This is a genomic window from Olsenella kribbiana (genome assembly GCF_036408795.1).
In the GTDB taxonomy this organism is placed as follows: Bacteria; Actinomycetota; Coriobacteriia; order Coriobacteriales; family Atopobiaceae; genus Olsenella_L; species Olsenella_L kribbiana.
In genome coordinates this window covers 122,858-142,860 of the sequence record NZ_JAZGJP010000002.1, presented here as the reverse complement: position 1 = coordinate 142,860, position 20,003 = coordinate 122,858, and the positions used below count along the sequence as shown (strand labels likewise).

Genomic DNA, 20,003 nt, shown 5'->3' with positions numbered 1-20,003 from the left:
CGGAAATCATCTCATTTTTGATGGCACTGCTCCTGCTGGCAAGCCGGCTCGACACCCCTCCGCTTCAGGCGTTCGCGGAACTCTGCGAAGGCCTCTTCGCAGGCCGGACCCTTCCTGCAAGATAGTCCTCATAGCCACGGCATATATGTACATGGAACTCCTCTGCGCCCATCCTGCTGCAGTCGATATCTCGCGGTGCGGGAGGCAGCTGCACCTTCATTCTCTGGCCTTCACTTTCGTCCTTTCCATGTTCCATGGCAGCCGCCTTCCGGATGCCGAAGTTCCCATAGCTCCATTCTGCTGCAGCGCAGCGATGCATTCTTGAGACCTGAAGCAGAGTGCAGACAGAACAGGCACCATCTGCTTGTCCGGATGCACCCATCAGAAGACCGCTTACGTGCTAAGGTAGCAGGAGTTTTCCTACATAAGGAGGCAGCTATGGACGGCGCCACGCGCATCGAGCACGATTCCATGGGAGAGGTCGAGGTTCCCGCCTGGGCCCTCTGGGGAGCGCAGACCGAGCGCTCCTACGAGAACTTCAGGATCGGGACGGAGACGATGCCCAAGGGCATCATCCGTGCCTTCGCCCTCCTCAAGAAGGCGGCAGCCCAGGCAAATGCCGAGCTCGGCTGCCTCACAGAAGAGCAGGCCACGCTCATCGGCCAGGCAGCAGATGAAGTCCTGGCCGGCCAGCACGACGACATGTTCCCGCTCAAGGTCTGGCAGACAGGCTCTGGCACCCAGAGCAACATGAACATGAACGAGGTGCTTGCAAACCGTGGCAACCAGATTGCCGGCATGAAGGTGCTCCACCCGAACGATTCCGTGAACCGCTCGCAGTCCTCGAACGACACCTTCCCGACAGCACTCCATATCGCTGCGGTCCTGGCACTCGAAGAGGAGCTCCTGCCAGAGGCCAGAAACCTCGTCGAGACCTTGAAGCGCCTCGAGAAGGAGAACGAAGGCATCGTGAAGAGCGGACGTACGCATCTCCAGGATGCCGTGCCCATCGCCTTCAGCCAGGAGATCTCGGGCTGGCGCGGCCTGGTCGAGGCAGGCATCGAGGACATCGAGGCCTCGCTTCCAGGACTTCTTAAGCTCGCGCTCGGCGGCACCGCCGTGGGTACCGGACTCAATGCCCCAGAAGGCTTCGACAAGCTCGTTGCCTCGAAGGTGGCAGCGCTGACCGGCCAGCCCTTCGTGACCGATCCGAACAAGTTCCATGCCCTGACCGGCAAGGATGCCATCGTCTTCAGCCACGGCGCCGTGAAGGCTCTGGCTGCGAACCTCATGAAGATCGCAAACGACGTGCGCTGGCTTGCCTCGGGCCCCAGGCTTGGCTTGGGCGAGATCACGATCCCTGCGAACGAGCCCGGCAGCTCCATCATGCCTGGCAAGGTGAACCCGACCCAGTGCGAGGCAGTCACGATGGTCGCCGTCCAGGTCATGGGCAACGATGCCGCTATCGGCTTTGCGGCCTCCCAGGGCAATTTCGAGCTCAATGTCTTCATGCCCGTCATCGCCTACAACTACCTCCAGTCGGTGAGGCTCCTGGCCGATGCAATCCATTCGTTCGATATCCACTGCGTCTCAGGCATAGCTGCAAACAGGGACAAGATGCAGAGCAATTTGCATAATTCCCTGATGCTCGTGACGTGCCTGAACCCTTATATTGGATATGAGCGGGCTGCGAAAGTGGCCCACAAGGCGTATGCAGAAGGGACTTCGCTGAAGGATGCCTGCCTTGCGCTTGGCTATCTCACGGCGGAGGAATTCGACAAGGTCATGAGACCTGAGGAGATGGTTTAGCACCATGGACGAAACCAGCAGGAAGAGCCTGGAGCTCCACGAGAAGCTCCATGGCAAGATCGAGGTCGTTGCCCGCGCCAAGGCTGAGACCAACGAGGATCTGGCGCTGCTCTATACGCCGGGTGTCGCTGAGCCCTGCCGCCAGATCCAGGCAGACTACCAGAAGTCGTGGGAGCTCACGCGCCGCGGCAACCTCGTCGCCGTCATCACCGACGGCACGGCAGTGCTGGGCTTGGGTGACATCGGACCTGCCGCCGGCATGCCCGTCATGGAGGGCAAGTGCCTCCTCTTCAAGGAGTTCGGCGATGTCGATGCCATTCCTCTGTGCGTCGATACCCACGATGTGGACAAGTTCGTCGAGACCGTCTATCTGATCTCCAAGTCCTTCGGCGGCATCAACCTCGAAGACATTGCCGCACCGCGCTGCTTCGAGATCGAGAAGCGCTTGAAGGAGATGTGCGACATCCCCGTCTTCCATGATGACCAGCACGGCACCGCCATCGTCACGGCCGCCGGCCTCATCAACGCCCTCAAGGTCACGGGCAAGCAGAAGGGCAGCCTCAAGATCGTCATGTCCGGTGCAGGCGCAGCAGGCATCGCTATCGCCACGCTCCTCATCCACATGGGCTTCGGCGACGTTATCCTGACCGATCGCCATGGCGCCATCTATGAAGGCAGGGACAACCTGAACCCCGTCAAGGAAGAGATTGCCAAGATCTCGAACAAGAATCATGAAGAGGGCACGCTCGCTGATGTCATCAAGGGTGCCGACATCTTCGTCGGCGTCTCGAAGCCGGGCCTTCTCACGAAGGACATGGTCGCTTCCATGAACAATGGCATCGTCTTCGCCTGCGCGAACCCGACGCCTGAGATCATGCCAGACGAGGCGCTCGCAGCTGGCGCCAAGGTCGTCGCAACCGGCCGCTCCGACTTCCCGAACCAGATCAACAACGTCCTCGTCTTCCCGGGCATCTTCAAGGGCGCCCTCAAGGCCCGCGCCTCCCAGATCACGGAGGACATGGAGGTCGCCGCTGCCGAGGCTATCGCAGGACTTGTGCCGGAGGACAAGCTCGCTCCCGACTACATCATCCCGTCTGCGCTCGACAAGAGCGTCGCAGATGTCGTCGCAAAGGCTGTCGCCGACCGCGCATAGGCAAGAAGCTCCAGACATGCTGAGGGGAGCCCGGACGCGCAGGTCCGGGCTCCCCTCTTTTCTGTCTGTCCTGCCTTCTAGTACGCGACTTCGCAGGGGATGCCAAGCTTCTCGACCTTGGCAGCGATAGCATCAAGCACCTCGGGCGCCGCCTTCTGAAGGCCTGGAAGCGCCGTCTCGCGGGCGATCGTGTAGATCATGGCCTCCTCCGGCTTGATACGGGCAAGCGCGTCGAGCCACGGATCTACGAGTTCGGGCACCGTGTCGTCGATGTGCACGCCGTCCACATCGCCTGTGAGGAAGATCGTCTGGACGATGGCATGGCCTTTGAAGGAAGCGATTGCATCGATTACAGCCTCCGCGTCGTAAGGGATGTGCGGCCTGTCGACGAGGCGGATGAACTCGGGGTCGACCGAGTCGAGCTTCAAGATATTCATGTCCACCTGCTCGAGCGCCTCATGCACCTTCGGCACCGCAGCAAACGTCGCATTCGAGAGGACGGCAATCTTTGCCTTCGGGCAGAAGCGGTCGCGAAGCGCACGCGCACGCTCCACCATCTCCGGGAACTCGGGGTTCTCCGTCGGCTCGCCGTTTCCGGCAAGCGTGATTGCGTCGGGCACGGTGCCGTCACAGGCAAGCTCGGCGAGGCGCTCCTCCAAGGCGCGCGCAATCTCTTCTGCCTTCGGGAAGGGCGTTGCCGTATGCCTCAGCTCGTTCGTGCCAAGCTCGCAGTAGATGCAGTCGAACGTGCAGTGCTTGCCGTCGAGCGGATTCATGTTCACGCCGAGCGAAAGGCCAAGCCTGCGGCTATGCACCGGCCCATAGACATGCGTGCGGTTCAGGAATGTGCTCATATATGCCGCTCCCCTCAAGCGGATAGATCTGCGACAGCTCCAGTCTAGTCCGTTCAGGAGCTAAGGCTAGTCCTTCGGGAAGACCCCGAGGCCACGCGACACGATCGTGATGAAGTCCTGGACGTTCGCGACGATCGTCGTGGCAGAAAGGGAGCCTCTGTCCTGCAGCTTGTTCAGGACGAACTCGGCCGCATCGACGGCGTAGAGATAGACGGGACGCACCGTGCCATCCGGCAGCACACGGAAGCTCGGGGTGATGTTTCCCGTCGCAATCGTATGGAGCATCGTCGCGAGACAGATGACCGTCGTGGATTGGCGGATGAGGTTCCTCATCTGCGTCTGGCCCTCATAGGCATCTGCAATGACCTCAGGGAGCGGTCCGTCATCGCGGATCGAGCTTGTGAGCACGAACGGGACATTGTTCTTCACAAGGCCATACATGATGCCGTTATCGACATGCTGGTCCTCGATGAACTGCGGAATGGAGCCGGACCTCCTGACGCGGTTGATCACATCGAGGTGGTTGTGGTGTCCTGAGGGCTGGCACTTCTGCGTATAGATGTCCTGGCCAAGCGCCGTATGGAGGGTCGCTGCCTCGAGGTCATGGGTCGCAAGCGCGTTTCCTGCAAGCACGCCGTTCACATACCCCGCGTCGATCATGGCCTGCATGGCACGGCGGGCATCGTAGTCGAAGGCAAAGGCCGGACCCATGACCCAGAGCACGAAGCCGTGGTCATGCTCATAGCGCAGAAGGTCGACCAGCTTGTCGTAGTCCCTTGCATAGGAGGTCTCGCGGCTCCTGCCCTGGCGGAACACGAACTCGCCTGCGTCCTCATCGTCTTCTCCGGACGAGAAGCCCTTCGTATGCACGAGGATGCCTTCAGAGCCATCCTCGGTGCGTCCAATCACGATCTTCTGCCCTGCCTTGAGGTTCCTGTTTTCGACGACGTCGAGCGAGCCATCCGGGCAGACGACGACCGAAGAGTCCATCCTGCTCTCCTGGGCAAGCACCCATTTGCCGCCGAGCTTGAAGTACTCGGGATACATCGAGGTGCTGTGGAAGCCTTCAGGAGCGACGCCGTCCTTCATGACACGGGCAGTTGTGGCATCGGGTGCCTGGCGGAGCTTCGGATCTGTGAAATCGGGCTCATGGTAGGCAGGCAGGACGAAGGACATGGCTGGCTCCTTTGAAGAGTTGGGATGGTAGCTTGGGCTCCCTGCCATTATTGGATATGCAAGGGATGCGCCATTGACAGGAAACCGCCAAACGAATGCACGGTCAAGCATCTCTCAGGCTTGTAACATTTCCATGCGCAAGCTGTAACCAAAGCCGCATGCCCGCAATATTCTCCCCATTTTCCGACATCCAGGCAGCATGAAGCTGAATGGAGGCTGCCTGCCAGATGACGGACAGGCAAGCTGCGCCCCCTGCACCCCAGAAGGCAAGGTCTCTCCGATCTGCCCTATGCCCCATTTCCCTCAGACAGAAATATTGGATAACAGCTGCCAAATTCTCCAGGCAGTTCCATGCCTGCCATCTGCGTTTCAGCCATGAGAATTAATGGCTGTCCTTTTTGTCGAGAACGTCCATAGCTCTATGCAAGGCCCAGACAAGCTTCTAGAATATTCCGAGTTCATTCTCAGGATTTTGGCAGGCACGACGGAGCATAGGTGCAAGGAAGACGACACACCACACCGACACCGCGCCAGAGCTCGAGAAACACAGCACAACGCAGCACGAACCGCAGCTATAACCGAACAGACACAAGCTCTCGCGCATATGCCCCGAAACCGTACACCGCTTCGGGGCGGCCTTCGTATGCCGCAGAACCGCATGCCCGCACATCGCGTCCCTCTGCCCAGAGGCCCTCTGCTGCGTCCCAGAGATACCAGGCAAGCGCCCGGACCTCGTCAGCTAGAGGCTCCTACACGCCCCGCCCTTACGGAAGCACCAGCGCGACGTCTGCACGCAGCACCTCTTCTGCCAGGAGCACTGCTCCGCGGAGCTCCAGCAGCCGCTATGCCGCAACGTCGAGGAGCGCATCCGGCTTCCAGCAGGCACGTCCGGCACCGCGTCCGCGCGGCACCCGTCCCGATGACAGGCATATGAGGCGCCCAGCACAGAGGCGCCGTCACATCTTCCCGTTTGCCCTCTTCATCGCCCTCATCGTTATCGGCGTCGCAATCGTCGTGGTCTTCACCGACCCGAGCTTCAAGGCAGCAGAGATCGTCGAGAATGCTGTGAGTGATGTCACAAACACGGATGCAGATGACACCTCCGACATCCAGACGGCAGCAGGCGATGGCTCCTATCCGATTTCTGGCACCGTGAGCCTGGCGGTCGACAAGTCGCGCTTCCTCTACAGCAATCCGTATGACTGGTCGAATCTCACGACCGATGCCAACGGCAACTTCATCTACGTCGGGACAGCATCTGACGGCTCCGATGTCACGCTCTCGCGCGAAGGCATCGATGTCTCCGAGCACAACGGCACAATCGATTGGGTGAAGGTCAGGGCAGATGGCATCGACTATGCAATCATCCGCATCGGTGCCCACGGCACAGCGAACGATGCAATCGTCGTCGACGACTCGTTCTCGAGGAACCTTGCCGGTGCCAAGGAGGCAGGACTCGGCGTCGGTGCCTACTTCTACTCCCAGGCAACGACAGAAGACGAGGCCGTGACCGAGGCGAAGTTCGTGCTCGAGCAGCTGAATGGCGCCCAGCTCTCCTACCCCGTCATCTTCGACTTCGAGCCGGTCGTGGGAGACCGTGCCTTTGGCCTGACGACCCAGGAGCGCACGAGCATCGCTGCTGCCTTCTGCAGCACGATCGAGGATGCCGGCTACAAGGCTGCCATCTACTGCAGCTCCTCCGACCTCACGAACATGTACAACCTCGACAGACTGTCCCAGTACGGATTCTGGATGGCGCAGTACTCCGCCACGCCGACGACAAGCGTCGCCTTCACGATGTGGCAGTACACGAACACCGGCACCGTCAATGGCATCCAGGGCAGCGTGGATCTGAACATCGACCTCACGCCGGCACTCCAGGCGGCAGAAGGAGAGTTGGACCTCTGATGGCAGAGACGATAGACATCTATAACGCAGACGGCACGAAGACCGGCGAGACGGCTTCTCGTGGCACCTTCCTGGCTCCGGGCCGCTACATGCTCTATGTCCTTGCCCTCATAGAAGACCCTTCGGGCCGCATCCTCATCACCCAGCGCGCGCTTGACAAGAAGTGGGCTGCCGGCTGGTGGGAAGTCACGGGCGGCGGCGTGCGCTCAGGCGAGACCTCGCTTGAAGCCGTGACCCGCGAAGTGAAGGAAGAGGTCGGGCTCGATGTGCCCCAGGACGCCACGCCCATCTGGCGCTATAAAAACGACGATGCCGAGCGCGGAGACTCCTATATCGTCGACATCTACCATCTGCACCTCGACTTCACGCTCGCAGATGTGAAGCTCCAGGAGCGCGAAGCCACAGCGGTCCGCCTTGCCACAAGAGACGAGATCAGGGCACTCGCCGATGAGGGGATCTTCCTGCACTACAGGCGCCTGAGCCAGGCACTTGCTGCAGAGAAGGAAGCCTAGTCCTCCTTCTCAGGGTACCTGTTGATATGGATATGGGGCCTGTCCTCGTAGCCGTGATAGTCCCCGAAATAGACGAAATAGTCTGCCACCTCATCTGCAAGCGACTGGTCATGCGTCGCGACGATGAGGGTCTTGCCTGCTGACTTGAGACTCTTGAGGAACCCGAGCAGCCATTCGCGCGACTTCTGGTCAAGTCCGCTCATCGGCTCATCGAAGCAGTAGGCATCCGGGTTCATCGAGAGCACGGAGGCGATAGCGACCTTCTTCTGCTCTCCTCCCGAAAGCGTCCAGGGAGCGCGCTCCTTGAGGTCCTCGATCTTGAGGAGATGCATCACATCGTTCACGCGCTGCTCCACCTCGGAGCTGGAAAGCCCCATCTGCCGGGGTCCGAAGGCTATCTCCTCCTCGACACTTGCACAGAAGAGCTGGGAGTCCGAGTCCTGAAAGATGAAGCCGACCCTCTGGTGGAGCCGCTTCGAGAAGAGCGGATCTTTCATGCTCTTGCTATCCACGACCTCGCCGTCGAAGCGATAGGTGCCTTCTGCCGGGAAGATGAGGCCGCACATGGCTTTGAGAAGAGTCGATTTGCCGGAGCCGTTGTCCCCCATCAGCACGACCGAATCCCCCGCATCGATCGTGAGGTCGATATGCGAGAGCACCGGTCTGTTCTCATAGGCAAAGCAGAAGTCATCGAAGACCATGAGGGGATGGCCAGGATGCAGATCATGGGGATGGTGGAGCACTTGCGGATGCTTCGAGGTATGGGTCATTGAGATCCTTTCTGGTTCTGAGCCATCTTACCTCAGACACAGATCGGTCAGAGCGGCCAATATCTCCCTTGGATATCTGGATATCGGCATTTCCTGGAAGCCTGCCCGCCCGCACGTATGCTACGCTTCATGCACTTTATGCACATTCGCCCTTCTGAAAGCCATGCCATGGTCTTTGCTTCAAAGAATCGCTCATCCGTATTTCCAGAGATCCTCGCCGTCGCCTGGCCTGTCATGCTCTCCTATGTCGCTGTCGGCCTTGCCTGCGGCGTGCTCGCCGACCAGGCGGGCATGAACGGACTCGAGTGCTTCCTGCTCTCCGCTACCTATCTCTCGGGATCGGGGCAGTTCATGATATCGAACCTCTGGCTCCAGGGAACGCCCATCGCCTCGCTTGCCATCTCCGTCTGTGCCGTCTCCTCGCGCTTTGCCCTCTATTCGGCATCGCTCGCCCCTGCCTTGGCCCGCTTCTCGAAGCGCGAGTCTCTGGCCATTGCCTCGACCTATACCGAGGAAGCTTACGGCATCACCCTGGGCAAGCTCGCAGAGGGCAACACCTGGTCTTTCCGCCATGCCTTCACACTCGATATCATCCTGCTTCTGACCTGGTCAGTATCTGTCGCTGCCGGTGCTGTCATAGGAAGCGCCGCCAATATACCTACGGCGGTCGCATCGTTTGCAATGACAGGCCTCTTCATCTATCTGCTGTCGGGACAGCTGAAGGACAGGACCTCCGTCATCGTGGCTCTGGCAGCAGCGCTTTCTGTCTTCCTTGCAAAGTCCGCAGGGGCAGCAGGCGCCGCCGTGCCCATAGCGGCACTCGTCGGCGTTGCCGCAGGCCTCATCGCAGCAGCTGTAAGGAGGGACCAGGCATGAGCACGACCGACTTTCTGGTCATCTGGCTTGTCTGCTCTGCCTTCATCTTCTGCTGCCGCGTGCTTCCCGTGGCACTCCTCCAGGGCAGGAGCCTTCCTCCCCGCGTCGAGGAGGCGCTGAGCTATATTCCGACCGCGGTCTTTGCAGCCCTTGTGGCAAACGACCTGCTCTCGCCCACGATGTTTGCCTCAGGTGTCTGGCCTGGCCTCATGCCGCTGCTGGCATCTGCTGTCGTCTGCCTTATCGCTGCCAAGACGAAGTCCATGCTCTGGTGCTGCGTCGGCGGCATCGCCGCCTATATCGCGCTGTCGCTTCTCTGAGCTGCAAGAAGGGCTGCGACGATGTCCTTCGTCTTCTGGTAGGTGCCTGGCATCTTCGACTCGCGGGGTCCTGCGACATTGAGCGTCAAGCCCAGCATATCGAGGCCACGGAGCCAGCCAAGCGCGGCCGCTGCTTCGTCCTCGATGTTGTCGCCTTCAAGCACGAGCACAGGACGCCCGAAGCGTTCTGCAAAGATCTTTGTCATCTCCGTCCCGCTCAGGGGCTCAAGCCCTCCCGGCGAGACGATCAAGGTCGCATGGGCGTCGCGCACATTCCAGGCCGTACGCTCCACATAGCCGGGAGCATGGCCTTCCTGGAGCTCGGGGTAGAGCTTCATGAGACCTGGTGCCTCGGGGAAGTCCTCTGCCAAGCCACCCGGCGGGCACCACCCGCAGATGGGGACGCCAGCCTCGCGTGCGGCATCAAGGCCTCCTCGGTCGGCTCCGGTCTGGCCTCCCGAGCGCACCTGAGAGATGAGCGGCATCTTCGCTATGACCCGCGATGCTTCTGCCTGCTGCTTGCCGCGGTAGTCCTTGCCCGTCGGATCTGCGGTGATAGCACGTTCCCACTCCGTGCGCGTGATGCGGCTCACCTCGAGGCCATGTGTCTTGCCCATAAGGTCGAGTGAGCAGTCCTGGTGGTGATGGAACGTGAGATGCGCCTTCTTCTGCACAGCAGCGCTTGCCGGGTTCTCCGTATAGCTGGCTGCCCAGAGTGCAGAGAGGCCCAGGTCCAGGAAGGCATGGCGCTCAAGAGCCTGGACGGCCTCCGTCATGTAGCCGGCATTCCAGTAGGGCTTTGCAATCCAGTAGCCGAGCTCTGCCTCATCTGCCGCAATCGGGACATCCTTGTCCTCCTTCCTGAGGCTGATGGCACCGACGGGCGCATCCGGCGTCCTGGAGGCACGCAGGCATATCGCATAGCACTCCGGCTTCATAAGGACAGACTCGAGCGCTGCCGCAGAATCCGCGGGCGTTCTGTGGGGTGGCCAGCCGCAGGGGATGCCGATGGCAGGGTCGGAGGCAGCAGCAAAGAGCGCATCGGCATCGTCCTTCCTCCAGGGGCGAAGCGTCAGGCGTTCGGTCACGATCGGTTCAGGCCACATCATATCTCTCATGGCTCCTCAAGCATCAGGGCAGCAGAGCTGCCGGAAGTGTCACAATCTCAGCCTACCCGAAATGCAGGGAAATCATGACAGAGAGCGATGCAGCGCCTGGGCGCTCCCTTCTTCCCACGTCTCACATGCTCGCAAGCAGCACGGAGACAAGGAAGGCAAGCTGTGCTGCGCTGTTCGTCCCCTGCTCCTTCCAGTTGCTTGCGCTGTCGAGCTGGTCTGATGTGCGGGCAAAATGGACCATGAGGCAGATGAGGGCTGCCCAGACAAGCGTGAAGGGAAGGCTTGGGAGCTCGAGCATGCGCAGTATCAGCGCACCTGCTGCATCGCGCTGCACGATGAGGCCGATTGCCATAAGCAGGAAGCTAAGAGGCATTACAGAGCGCATCTGGCGGGACAGAAGAAGGATATTCCTGTGGCCCAAGGCCATCACGAGCTTCCAGGCGACCTTCAAGGCTCCTGCTGCGAAGGCAATAGAGGCGCCGAGGACGAAGAGCGGGCTCTGTATGGCACGGCCCATGGAGATGGTAGCCAGGCAGAAGAGCACGACCGGCACGGCATCCTCAAGCGCAAGCGTCACCGTGAAGCCCTCGGGCATCTCTGCGTCCGGCAACACCTTTCCCTGTTTCTGCTCCATAACCCTTCCGCCTTCCTGAAACACGCATCTGCGGGTACGGAACAAGCATATACTTGATAGCTCGTTAAGGCATGCAACCGATTCAAATCAGGAGGCTCCATGAGCATCTGGACACTCTTCTTGATCGGCCTCGTCGTGAGCTCGATTGGCTTCCACAAGTTCGTCTGGTTCATCTCGCTTGGCTACGGCTTCTCCATGGCAGCGATCGGTGTGGCGCTGACCGTCTTTGCAGCGGCCACTCCTGCCACCTCGCCTGTCCTCTTCCTGATGGCAGGGCTCATGGTGTTCTATGGGATGAGGCTTGGCCTCTATCTCCTCATCCGAGAGCGCAGGAGCAAGGCCTATAACCATGTGATGAAGACGCAGGTGAATGACGGCTCTGGGCTCTCGCTTCCCATCCGTATCCTCATCTGGGCAGTCTGTGCGCTCCTCTATGCTGCCGAGGCCTCCCCTATCTTCTTCCGCATCGCGAATGGGGCAGCTGCCGACGTCTCGACCTATATCGGTGCTGTCTTGATGCTCTCAGGCATCGTCCTCGAGTCTGCTGCCGACCTCCAGAAGAGCGCCCAGAAGAAGGTCAACCCCAGGCGCTTCTGCGACAAGGGGCTCTACTCCTTCGTGCGCTGCCCGAACTATCTCGGCGAGGTCCTGACCTGGACAGGTGTCCTCATCTCCGGTCTCACGGCACTCGAAGGGCCATTCCAGTGGATCTTTGCCCTTGCAGGCTATCTCGGTATCGTCTACGTGATGTTCGGCGGCGCCCGCAGGCTCGAGCTCAGGCAGAACAGGAACTATGGCAAAGACCCCGAGTATCAGGCCTATGTGAAGAAGACGCCGATTCTTATCCCCTTCATCCCGCTCTACAGCGTGGCCAATGTCACGTGGCTCAAGGGCTAGCTGCGCATCCCCGATATGCACCAAGAATGAGACAGGTCCCGGCTGCATCTTCCTGCAGCCGGGACCTGTGCTCTCGTGCTTCCTGTTCGGACAGCTGGCAGCTATGCCTGAGCCTTCGGAGCATCTGCCTTCTTGTCCGTGCGTGACGGATGGAGGAAAAGCGCGAGCGCTGCAATGCAGACGGCATTCGCCGCCAGGCTGATCGGGTAGACAAGCATGATTGTGCGGAAGGTCGGATCTGCCGGGAAGACGAAGGCAATCCAGAAGAAGCGGATGCCGCAGATAACGACAGAAGTGATGATGGCAGGAACGACGGAGATGCCGAAGCCGCGGAGGTAGCCACTTGTGACCTCGTAGAGCATCGAGAATACGTAGGACGAGATGATGATCGAGATGCGTGTATAGCCGAGCTCTATGACCTCCGGGTCGCCGTTGAAGAGGGCGATCATCTGATGGCCGAAGATGAGGACAAGGACGATGACCGCGATGTCTGCGATGAAGCCTTCGGCGAGCGAGACCTTGAAGACGGAGCGGCAGCGCGCAAGCTGGCGGGCGCCATTGTTCTGGCCGACGAACGTCGTGCAGGCCTGGCTGAAGGAGTTCAGGAGGTTGTAGACGACCGACTCAATCGAGATGCCGGCGCTCGATGCTGCCATGACGGTGGTGCCGAGACTGTTGATGGCAGACTGGATCACGATGTTCGCAAGCGAGAAGACGGCACTCTGGATGCCTGCAGGAAGGCCGATGCGCACGATCTGGGCAGCCGAGCGGCCGTCCCAGTGGAGCTTCGAAGGCTCCACCCTGATGGGCGAGTCGATTTTCAAGAGCCGCACAAGCAGGATGAGTGCACTCGCAAGATAGCAGAGATCGGTTGCAAGCGCAGATCCCACAACAAACCAGCCGAAGACGCCGATGAAGAGGTAGCCGAAGGCCACATTGAGAAGGGCTGCGATAGCAAGGGCCTGGAGCGGCAGACGGGTGATGCCCACCGAGCGGAAGATGGCCGCTTCGAGATTGTAGAGCAGGATGGCAGGAAGCGCGAGGAAATAGACACGCAGGAACAGCACTGCCTCGCCAAGTGTCTCTTCAGGCACAAGCAGGAGCCTGAGCAGAGGCTCTGCGGCAACCTCTCCAACGATGGTCATAGCAACGCCCACAAGGGTCATGAGCATGGAGGTATGCACGGCCTTCGTGACCGCATCCTGGTCGCGCCTGCCGATAGCAGTGGCAATCGTCACGTTGGAGCCAAGGGCAATGCCGACAAAGAGGCCAATCAGGAGGCCAGAGATCGGCGTGTTCGAGCCGACGGCAGCCATGCCGAGGGTGCCCATATCGCCCGAGAGCCTTCCTACCATCATCGTGTCAATCAGGTTCGAGAGCTGCTCCAGGATGCCTGTGGCTGCAACCGGAAGGGCAAAACGCAGGACCGATGTCCAGAGATTGCCATGAAGGATATCGATCGGCTTTGCCGTTCCCCGAGAAGCTACCATAGGATCCTTTCGCTCAACATGCATGCCCCGCCCCTTCCCCATCCTGTGCAGAGCACAGCCAGGGCCGGGTGGCGCTATGGAAATGGAATGAGTCCATTATCGTCCTCGTGCAGGAGAACATATGGCAGAGGACTGCTCTCCATAAAGAGAGCGAGCTGCAGATGAACTTCCCGAACCGATGCCAGACGGCAGCGACGGCTGCCGTTTGTCGAACATATGTACTCTTCAAGCAGATGAAACGGCTTTCCCCTGCCGTCAGATTTGCATAGGCAATATCATTTCATTGACAAGAACATTTGTTCTTGTTCGTACCTAGACAATCATGCAGCAGCATGCGGGACAGACAGGGGCTGCTCCAATCGAAAGAAAGGAAAAGCCATGGTGAACATCGAAACCGTCATACGTCTCGCAGGAATCCTTATCGCAGCTACAGACCTCGGAATCTGGTTGGGCTACCATATCGGACGAAGAGGAAAATAGCCGCCCCCGCTTAAGCGGAAACGGCCACTCTCCAAACTCTAAAAAAGTGCAAGGAGCGGCTTTGGGCCCGCTGCCACGGGTGCCGTCCGTCCCCTATTCTACTGCATATGCCCGATGATTCTGGCAACGCTCCATCTCAAAACCAGCTTGGCCAGCTTCATCCATGCGATGCCGAGGAATAATCCTGCAGATAGGTCAAGCCCGCCAGTTGAGCATCACAGAGAGGCCACAGGGCCTGCTGCATAGAATCCCACCTCAGGCTCAGGCCTCGTGCCATGAATCCGCAGGCAATACGTCAGCGTATTGCGTATCACACACCCGCCTCATTCTGCTGCGGGCACGGGCCGCATCGCCCAGCGCCGCCTCAAACAGCCAGAAATCCCCTGTTTCGCATGCAGCATCAAGATACACAGCTCCGTCATCCTCAGCCACGAGATGCTGCATCATAGAGCGAGGCCTCTCTTGCTGGCTGTTCCGCTTCGCTTTGCATCGTGCAGGCATCTCCCTATCTCGCAGATCCTTCCTTCTGCAGCAATCCCCACGCAAGGCACCCGGCATCTCTGCTTATCGCATGCAGCCAGCAAGGCCGGGAACAACGGCCACGGAGCGGGGTCCCATGCAGGGCACATCAATCATCTCTGGCCAGCTCCAATCTGAGTGCCTGTATTCTGGTCTCTATCTCCTTGATGACAGAGACATAGGTCTCGTCCGACTTCCCGGTCGGGTCTTCGAGCCCCCAATTCTCGTCGAATGGCCTGCCAATGAAGGGGCACCCTACATTGCATCCCATGGATATCGCGATATCCGGCGCAGGTATCTCCGCTATGGCCTTGGGATGCTGGGTCTTTTCCATATCGATGCCATAAAGCTCCTTCATGATGCGTGCCGCATCAGAGTCGATATGGGATTTCGTCTCTGTTCCTGCCGAGCAGCTCTCGAAGACATCAGAGGCAAGGAGCCTGCCCAGTGCCTCTGCAATCTGGCTTCGGCATGCGTTGTGCACGCAGATGAATGCTACCTTCGGCTTTCCCATGGCACGAACCAGCTTCCTCTCCAGATTTCCGTCTCGGCGACTCGTGAAGCCCTAGCAACGCAGATCTCCATGATACCGAGCATCTGCATGCCATGGGACAGCTCTCCCGAACGGACGCCTGCGCCAAATTGGCCGTATATTACTTGATGAGCAATCAGTCCTCCTGCCATCTGCCAGCTTATTAGCAACAGTTAACTCATCGGCAGGAGGCCTCTCATGCATGAAGCTGGACATACATTTCTCGCACGTCTCGGCAAGACGAAGCTCCGTCCCGGCGGCATCGACGCCACGAACTGGCTTGTCGAGAAGGCTGGCATCGGTCCCGATACGAAGATTCTGGAAGTGGCCTGCAACATGGGCACGACCATGATCATGCTTGCAAAGAAGTATGGGTGCAGCGTCACCGGACTCGATCTCGACGAGAAGGCGCTCGCAAAGGCCAGGGAGAATATCGAGAAGAATGGCCTTGCAGACAGCCTCCAGGTCGTTCAGGCCAGCGCCTTCGAGCTCCCCTTCGAGGATGCCTCCTTCGACATTGTTATCAATGAGGCCATGCTCACGATGCTCACAGGCGACAGCAAGGACAGGGCTCTTACCGAGTATGCGCGGGTACTCAAGCCCGGCGGCGTCCTTCTGACCAAAAGCGCGGCGCAAGCCCCTTCCTTCAGGCATGGGGTCAAGCCGCGCATCGCCGTCAGGTGATAGCTATCTGCAAGTGGTATAATGCCCGCATGGAATGCAAGAGCAGCGACAGCGTCGTCTACAGCTGCAAGTGCCACGTGGTCTTCTTCCCGAAGTACCGCAGGCCGGTGCTGGTGGACGGCGAGGACGAGCGCCTCAAGGAGATATCGCTGGAGGTGGCGGACGAGATGGGCTTCGACATCATCGAGATGGAGGCCATGCCCGGCCACGTCCACATGCTCTTGGAGGCAGGCCCCCAGCTGGGGATCCACAGGGCCGTCAAGCGCATCAAGGGCAGGACCAGCCACGACCTGAGGGCTGGGTTCCCCTGGCTCGGGGCCCGCATCCCTGCGCTATGGACCAGCAGCCATTCCGTCTCCGCCGTGGGAGGGGCGCCCTTGGCAGTCGTCAGGCAATGCATCGAGAACCAGAAGAGCGTGTAGCCATGGAAAGGGCCTACGAGATCCGCATCTACCCCAACGCCGCCCAGCGCGAGCTTGTCGAGCGCACCTTCGGCTGCGCCAGGTGGGTCTACAACAGGTGCCTCGAGACCAGGAAGGCCGAATACGAGAGGACCGGGAGATCGCCGTCGGTCCACCAGCTCCAGAAGCTCGTCACGGCCTGGAAAAGGACGGATGCACCCTGGCTTGCCGAGGTGGACTCCCACGCGCTCCAGCAGGCGGCCGTGAACCTGGGGAGGGCCTTCGATGGGTTCTTCCGCTGCTGCAGGGCGGGCGGGAAGCCCGGATATCCGCGCTTCAAGTCGAAGCGGGACACGAGGCAGTCCTACCGCACCAACTGGGGAATCTCGGTGCCGGATGCCCGGCACGTGAGGCTTCCGAAGCTCGGCCTGGTGAGGGCACGAGTGAGCCGCCCCGTCGAGGGGCGCGTCCTCAACGCGACCGTGAAGCGCGTGCCGAGCGGCAAGTACTTCTGCGTGCTCACGTGCACGGACTGTCCGAAGCCCGATATTCCCGAAGGGCGCATCGAGGTCCTGGGCGTGGACGTGGGCATCCGCTGCCTCATGGCCCGCTCGGACGGGAATGCGATCGCAAATCCCAGGAGCCTTGCCAGATCGGAGAGGAAGCTGGCGCAGGCGCAGAGGAGGCTCTCGAGGAAGAAGAAGGGCTCCAGAAGACGCGCCAAGCAGCGCGCAAGGGTCGCCCGCGTACACGAAAAGATAGCCAGCCAGAGAAAAGACGCCCTGCACAAGGCCACGACCGAGGCGGTGCGCGAGAGCCAAGCCATCGCCGTCGAGGACCTGAACGTCAGGGGGATGGAGAAGAACCGCCGCCTGGCCAAGTCCGTCGCGGATGCCTCCATGTCCGAGATGGCCCGCCAGCTGGAGTACAAGTGCTCCTGGTACGGGCGAAGGTTCGTGAAGGTCAGCAGGTTCTACCCGTCGAGCAAGACCTGCTCTGCCTGCGGACAGGTCAATCAGGCGGTCGTGCTGGGCGTGGAGGCATGGACCTGCCCCGCATGCGGGTGCCGCCACGACCGCGATCTCAATGCGGCCTTGAACATCGCGCGGGAAGGAGCGCGGCTTCTAAATGAAGCAGACGGTACCGCAGGGCTTGCGGGAACCGGGGACGCGAAAGCGTCCCGAACGCTCGTGGAGCAGGCGTAAGACCAGCTTCCGCCGCAAGGCGGAGGAAGGCTATCTGCGTCGAAGCGAGAATCCCCCAGCTTCAGCCGTGGGGAGTGTCAACCAGGATGTCTGCTTCCGCTGCGACGATACAGCAGAGCAGAAGGAGCTCAGGGCAGGACTCAGCCGTGCCATCAACGTGAATGTGGAGCCCCTCACCAGCGATGGCCGGAAGAGCAGGATCGAGTCGCACGGCTTCGCGACAGAGCAGAAGGTGGGAGCCATGACGGTGATGGATCCGGAAGGCATGATCCGCGACGAAGGCGTGGAAGGCGCCTTGAAGATCATGTTCAATGCGATGAAGCAGGAGAACCATGAGATGTTCTCGAACATGTTCCGCTTCTTCAACTCCCACAAGGACGAGCTCGGTTACGTCGCGAACTTCAGCACAAAGCCGCTTGCAGGAGCTGGCGCAGCATAGTCTTCGGAAAGCCGCTGCGTACGAATAGGAGCTCTCTGCCACACACTCTGGCAGAGAGCTCCTTCTGCTCTTTGGCACCTCTGAAACGGGCTCTTTAGGCCGTCTCCTGCAGCCTCGCGAGATAGGCAAGAGATGTCTCAAACGTCTCGGGCGTTCCGTTCTCGACAATGCAGGGAATGCTTCGCCCGGTGCCTTTGGCCCAGCGCACGAAGGGAGCATAGTCGAAGCTGCCCGTAACGCCAGCGCCATAGCATTCAAGCCTGCTTCCGGACCCGTCGCACCAGCCTGCCTTCTCCTCGTTCCCGATGACGCGGAAGTCCTTTGCATGGAGAACAGAGATGCGCTCCCCCAGAAGCGCAAGCTCGCGCTCGGATTGGACAGCAGCATCCTCGAGCATTGTGGGATGCAGGAGCGAGACGGGGTCCAGGATGATAGAGACAGCCGGATCTCCTGCCTCGTCCAGCACCTTGCGCGCACGCTCAGGCGTCGAGGCTGCCTCGTTCCAGCCAGGCTCTATAGCAAGGCGCGACCCTTCGTCCTCGACGAGTGCTGCGGCACGCTTGACCTCACGTGCCAGCTCATGGAGTGCCTCATCGGTTGTACGTGCCTCTGTGATCTGGTTCTTCGGATCGGGACGTCCGCATTCGGTGCCGACGACAGAGGCGCCAAGCACGCGGGCAAAGCGGCCTGAGGCTTCATACTGCCTCAAGATCCCCTCGCGCTTCTCCAGATCGGGCTCGAGCAGGTTCTTGTAGCAGCCGAAGACCGTGACCGTCAGGCCTTCCTTTGCAAAGAGATCCTTGAGATGCTTGGCCCGCTCGTCGGTGAGCCCGAAGATATCGGTATCCCAGCTCTTGCAGAGGAGCTTCGAGGCAAGGTGGACGCACTTGAAGCCAAGCTCAGCTGCGTTCTGGACCTTCTCTTCGAGCGTGTCTCCCGCCACATCGTGGAGCCTCACACCAGGGACAATCCTGCCCGTCATGACTCCTTCTTTCCGTTGATGCCTGGCGTATAGCCGTCGAAGGGGTCGTCGAGCGAACAGGTGCCGCAGGGAGAAGCAGGGTCTGCCGCTCCCTTCAGTGCATCATGCTGCATGGTCTCGATGTAGGCCAGAATCAAGGGAGCCACGCCCTTTGCATCGTTTTCGACGATGGGCTCCCTCATGTAGTAGTCGAATGTGCCCTCGCGGTGCGTCTTGTTGCCGAGGCCTGCAACGAGGCAGATGTTCTTCAAGGCAAGCTTGCCATCCTCCTCGGAGAGGCAGGTGCGGCAGATGCCGTCAAAGGCAGCACGGCCCTTCGGATAGTAGGAAGAATCGAGGACGCCCAAGCGCACGCCCTTCATGATTGCGTTCGCGAAGATGGCAGAGCCGGACTCCTCGAGGTAGTTCGGGGCAATGTTCGGCAGGTTGATGACCTGATGCCACATGCCCGTCTCCTTGTCCTGATACGGCAGCATCGCATCGACGAGCTCCTGGAACATCTGGCGCAGAGCATCCTTCTCCCCCGACATCGAAGGCGGCATGAGCTCCCAGGTATCGATGACCGCCATTGCGAACCAGCCCTCGGCACGGAGCCAGAAGCTCGAGGAGAGGCCGGTCACCGGGTCGCACCAGAACTGCTTCCTCGAGGCATCATAGGCATGGAAATAGAGGCCGTTGAGCGGGTTCCTCATGATCTTGTGCACGGTCTCGAACTGGTGGAAGGAGTCAGAGCACGCCCGCCTGTCATGGAAGGCAAGCTCGTACTGCATGTAGAACGGCTGCGCCATGTACATGCCGTCGAGCCAGACCTGGTTCGGATAGATGGCCTTGTGCCAGAAGTTGCCCTCGCGGGTGCGCGGCTGATGCTCGAGCTGCCCATAGATCGTGTCCATTGCAAGACGGTACTTGTGCTTGCCGAAGATCTCATAGAGCCTGTAGAGCGTCTTTCCGGCATTCACGTTGTCGAGGTTGTAGTCCTCGGGACGGTAGCCCTCGATGTGGCCTTCCTCGTCGACGAAGTGGTCGATGAAGGCATCGGCGAAGTCGAGGTATCCCTCATCCTTCGTGATGCCGTAGAGCTCAATCAGGGCCTTGATCATGCAGCCATCGATGTAGTTCCAGGTGTTCTTCTTCCCGGCACGGATCTTCTCGATGTTCCAGGCCGGCGCCTCGGGCGTCGAGGTCTCCATGAGCTGCTGGATGTAGCGGTCGAGAATGGCATTTGAGGCCATTGTCCCCTCCTT

The 20,003-nt window shown here is 60.1% G+C and carries 20 protein-coding genes; 11 read left to right on the top strand and 9 right to left on the bottom strand.

Annotated features, from left to right (window positions below; all coding sequences use genetic code 11):
- The first annotated feature begins 438 nt into the window (after nt 1-438).
- On the top strand, nt 439-1,809 hold the full coding sequence (fumC, locus tag VXJ24_RS02205) for a class II fumarate hydratase (protein WP_330971281.1): 1,371 nt from the start codon (nt 439-441) through the stop codon (nt 1,807-1,809).
- A gap of 4 nt (nt 1,810-1,813) precedes the next feature.
- Nucleotides 1,814-2,962 carry an NAD(P)-dependent malic enzyme gene (locus tag VXJ24_RS02200; protein WP_330971280.1) on the top strand — a complete coding sequence of 383 codons (1,149 nt, stop codon included), beginning with the start codon at nt 1,814-1,816 and terminating at the stop codon, nt 2,960-2,962.
- Between the two features lie 77 nt (nt 2,963-3,039).
- Here VXJ24_RS02200 and VXJ24_RS02195 read toward each other — a convergent pair whose 3' ends face one another.
- On the bottom strand, nt 3,040-3,816 hold the full coding sequence (locus VXJ24_RS02195; RefSeq protein ID WP_330971279.1) for a radical SAM protein: 777 nt from the start codon (nt 3,814-3,816) through the stop codon (nt 3,040-3,042).
- Between the two features lie 66 nt (nt 3,817-3,882).
- Nucleotides 3,883-4,992, bottom strand: a complete 1,110-nt coding sequence (locus tag VXJ24_RS02190) for a putative NPN-dependent ornithine cyclodeaminase (RefSeq protein WP_330971278.1) — start codon at nt 4,990-4,992, stop codon at nt 3,883-3,885.
- Between the two features lie 930 nt (nt 4,993-5,922).
- Between VXJ24_RS02190 and VXJ24_RS02185 the strand changes: the two genes are divergently transcribed.
- Entirely contained in the window at nt 5,923-6,900 is a 978-nt protein-coding gene (locus VXJ24_RS02185) for a glycoside hydrolase family 25 protein (protein ID WP_330971277.1), read from the top strand.
- A complete protein-coding gene (locus VXJ24_RS02180) occupies nt 6,900-7,412 on the top strand; it encodes an NUDIX hydrolase (protein WP_330971276.1) in 513 nt (170 codons plus the stop codon). The genes VXJ24_RS02185 and VXJ24_RS02180 overlap by 1 nt, the downstream gene beginning before the upstream one ends.
- On the opposite strand, the gene VXJ24_RS02175 is transcribed toward VXJ24_RS02180, so the two are convergent.
- On the bottom strand, nt 7,409-8,182 hold the full coding sequence (locus tag VXJ24_RS02175; RefSeq protein ID WP_330971275.1) for an energy-coupling factor ABC transporter ATP-binding protein: 774 nt from the start codon (nt 8,180-8,182) through the stop codon (nt 7,409-7,411). The two genes, VXJ24_RS02180 and VXJ24_RS02175, sit on opposite strands and share 4 nt — an antisense overlap.
- Nucleotides 8,183-8,350: 168 nt before the next feature.
- On the opposite strand from VXJ24_RS02175, the gene VXJ24_RS02170 reads away from it, so the two are divergent.
- Complete coding sequence (locus VXJ24_RS02170) at nt 8,351-9,058, top strand: AzlC family ABC transporter permease (RefSeq protein ID WP_330971274.1); 708 nt, start codon at nt 8,351-8,353, stop codon at nt 9,056-9,058.
- A complete protein-coding gene (locus tag VXJ24_RS02165; protein ID WP_330971273.1) occupies nt 9,055-9,378 on the top strand; it encodes an AzlD domain-containing protein in 324 nt (107 codons plus the stop codon). The genes VXJ24_RS02170 and VXJ24_RS02165 overlap by 4 nt, the downstream gene beginning before the upstream one ends.
- Here VXJ24_RS02165 and VXJ24_RS02160 read toward each other — a convergent pair.
- Together VXJ24_RS02160 and VXJ24_RS02155 are read right to left on the bottom strand one after the other, a co-directional pair.
- Entirely contained in the window at nt 9,354-10,487 is a 1,134-nt protein-coding gene (locus tag VXJ24_RS02160) for a GNAT family N-acetyltransferase (protein WP_330971272.1), read from the bottom strand. The genes VXJ24_RS02165 and VXJ24_RS02160 overlap by 25 nt on opposite strands.
- A 130-nt stretch (nt 10,488-10,617) precedes the next feature.
- On the bottom strand, nt 10,618-11,130 hold the full coding sequence (locus VXJ24_RS02155) for a hypothetical protein (RefSeq protein WP_330971271.1): 513 nt from the start codon (nt 11,128-11,130) through the stop codon (nt 10,618-10,620).
- A 99-nt stretch (nt 11,131-11,229) separates the two neighbouring features.
- On the opposite strand from VXJ24_RS02155, the gene VXJ24_RS02150 reads away from it, so the two are divergent.
- Entirely contained in the window at nt 11,230-12,027 is a 798-nt protein-coding gene (locus VXJ24_RS02150) for a DUF1295 domain-containing protein (protein ID WP_330971270.1), read from the top strand.
- Nucleotides 12,028-12,128: 101 nt separating this feature from the next.
- Here VXJ24_RS02150 and VXJ24_RS02145 read toward each other — a convergent pair whose 3' ends face one another.
- Together VXJ24_RS02145 and VXJ24_RS02140 are read right to left on the bottom strand one after the other, a co-directional pair.
- Entirely contained in the window at nt 12,129-13,517 is a 1,389-nt protein-coding gene (locus VXJ24_RS02145) for an MATE family efflux transporter (RefSeq protein ID WP_330971269.1), read from the bottom strand.
- Nucleotides 13,518-14,625: 1,108 nt separating this feature from the next.
- Nucleotides 14,626-15,030, bottom strand: a complete 405-nt coding sequence (locus VXJ24_RS02140) for an arsenate reductase/protein-tyrosine-phosphatase family protein (RefSeq protein ID WP_330971268.1) — start codon at nt 15,028-15,030, stop codon at nt 14,626-14,628.
- Between the two features lie 216 nt (nt 15,031-15,246).
- Between VXJ24_RS02140 and VXJ24_RS02135 the strand changes: the two genes are divergently transcribed.
- From VXJ24_RS02135 to VXJ24_RS02120, 4 genes are all read left to right on the top strand, one after another.
- Complete coding sequence (locus VXJ24_RS02135; protein WP_330971267.1) at nt 15,247-15,732, top strand: class I SAM-dependent methyltransferase; 486 nt, start codon at nt 15,247-15,249, stop codon at nt 15,730-15,732.
- Nucleotides 15,733-15,761: 29 nt separating this feature from the next.
- A complete protein-coding gene (tnpA, locus tag VXJ24_RS02130) occupies nt 15,762-16,154 on the top strand; it encodes an IS200/IS605 family transposase (protein WP_330971266.1) in 393 nt (130 codons plus the stop codon).
- Nucleotides 16,155-16,156: 2 nt separating this feature from the next.
- The gene (locus tag VXJ24_RS02125) at nt 16,157-17,338 is read left to right on the top strand and encodes an RNA-guided endonuclease TnpB family protein (RefSeq protein WP_330971265.1); all 1,182 of its coding nucleotides are present in this window, start codon (nt 16,157-16,159) and stop codon (nt 17,336-17,338) included.
- 67 nt (nt 17,339-17,405) lie between these two features.
- Nucleotides 17,406-17,777, top strand: a complete 372-nt coding sequence (locus tag VXJ24_RS02120; protein ID WP_330971264.1) for a hypothetical protein — start codon at nt 17,406-17,408, stop codon at nt 17,775-17,777.
- 94 nt (nt 17,778-17,871) lie between these two features.
- On the opposite strand, the gene VXJ24_RS02115 is transcribed toward VXJ24_RS02120, so the two are convergent.
- Both VXJ24_RS02115 and VXJ24_RS02110 read right to left on the bottom strand, forming a co-directional pair.
- On the bottom strand, nt 17,872-18,759 hold the full coding sequence (locus VXJ24_RS02115; protein WP_330971263.1) for a sugar phosphate isomerase/epimerase family protein: 888 nt from the start codon (nt 18,757-18,759) through the stop codon (nt 17,872-17,874).
- Entirely contained in the window at nt 18,756-19,991 is a 1,236-nt protein-coding gene (locus VXJ24_RS02110; protein WP_330971262.1) for a glycoside hydrolase family 88/105 protein, read from the bottom strand. Before VXJ24_RS02110 ends, VXJ24_RS02115 begins: the two co-directional genes overlap by 4 nt.
- Nucleotides 19,992-20,003: the final 12 nt, after the last annotated feature.

Excerpts from the sequence above, each read along its gene's own strand:
- fumC (WP_330971281.1), top strand. The coding sequence starts at position 439 with ATGGACGGCGCCACGCGCATCGAGCACGATTCCATGGGAGAGGTCGAG.
- VXJ24_RS02200 (WP_330971280.1), top strand. The coding sequence starts at position 1,814 with ATGGACGAAACCAGCAGGAAGAGCCTGGAGCTCCACGAGAAGCTCCAT.
- VXJ24_RS02195 (WP_330971279.1), bottom strand. The coding sequence starts at position 3,816 with ATGAGCACATTCCTGAACCGCACGCATGTCTATGGGCCGGTGCATAGC.
- VXJ24_RS02190 (WP_330971278.1), bottom strand. The coding sequence starts at position 4,992 with ATGTCCTTCGTCCTGCCTGCCTACCATGAGCCCGATTTCACAGATCCG.
- VXJ24_RS02185 (WP_330971277.1), top strand. The coding sequence starts at position 5,923 with ATGAGGCGCCCAGCACAGAGGCGCCGTCACATCTTCCCGTTTGCCCTC.
- VXJ24_RS02180 (WP_330971276.1), top strand. The coding sequence starts at position 6,900 with ATGGCAGAGACGATAGACATCTATAACGCAGACGGCACGAAGACCGGC.
- VXJ24_RS02175 (WP_330971275.1), bottom strand. The coding sequence starts at position 8,182 with ATGACCCATACCTCGAAGCATCCGCAAGTGCTCCACCATCCCCATGAT.
- VXJ24_RS02170 (WP_330971274.1), top strand. The coding sequence starts at position 8,351 with ATGGTCTTTGCTTCAAAGAATCGCTCATCCGTATTTCCAGAGATCCTC.
- VXJ24_RS02165 (WP_330971273.1), top strand. The coding sequence starts at position 9,055 with ATGAGCACGACCGACTTTCTGGTCATCTGGCTTGTCTGCTCTGCCTTC.
- VXJ24_RS02160 (WP_330971272.1), bottom strand. The coding sequence starts at position 10,487 with ATGATGTGGCCTGAACCGATCGTGACCGAACGCCTGACGCTTCGCCCC.
- VXJ24_RS02155 (WP_330971271.1), bottom strand. The coding sequence starts at position 11,130 with ATGGAGCAGAAACAGGGAAAGGTGTTGCCGGACGCAGAGATGCCCGAG.
- VXJ24_RS02150 (WP_330971270.1), top strand. The coding sequence starts at position 11,230 with ATGAGCATCTGGACACTCTTCTTGATCGGCCTCGTCGTGAGCTCGATT.
- VXJ24_RS02145 (WP_330971269.1), bottom strand. The coding sequence starts at position 13,517 with ATGGTAGCTTCTCGGGGAACGGCAAAGCCGATCGATATCCTTCATGGC.
- VXJ24_RS02140 (WP_330971268.1), bottom strand. The coding sequence starts at position 15,030 with ATGGGAAAGCCGAAGGTAGCATTCATCTGCGTGCACAACGCATGCCGA.
- VXJ24_RS02135 (WP_330971267.1), top strand. The coding sequence starts at position 15,247 with ATGCATGAAGCTGGACATACATTTCTCGCACGTCTCGGCAAGACGAAG.
- tnpA (WP_330971266.1), top strand. The coding sequence starts at position 15,762 with ATGGAATGCAAGAGCAGCGACAGCGTCGTCTACAGCTGCAAGTGCCAC.
- VXJ24_RS02125 (WP_330971265.1), top strand. The coding sequence starts at position 16,157 with ATGGAAAGGGCCTACGAGATCCGCATCTACCCCAACGCCGCCCAGCGC.
- VXJ24_RS02115 (WP_330971263.1), bottom strand. The coding sequence starts at position 18,759 with ATGACGGGCAGGATTGTCCCTGGTGTGAGGCTCCACGATGTGGCGGGA.
- VXJ24_RS02110 (WP_330971262.1), bottom strand. The coding sequence starts at position 19,991 with ATGGCCTCAAATGCCATTCTCGACCGCTACATCCAGCAGCTCATGGAG.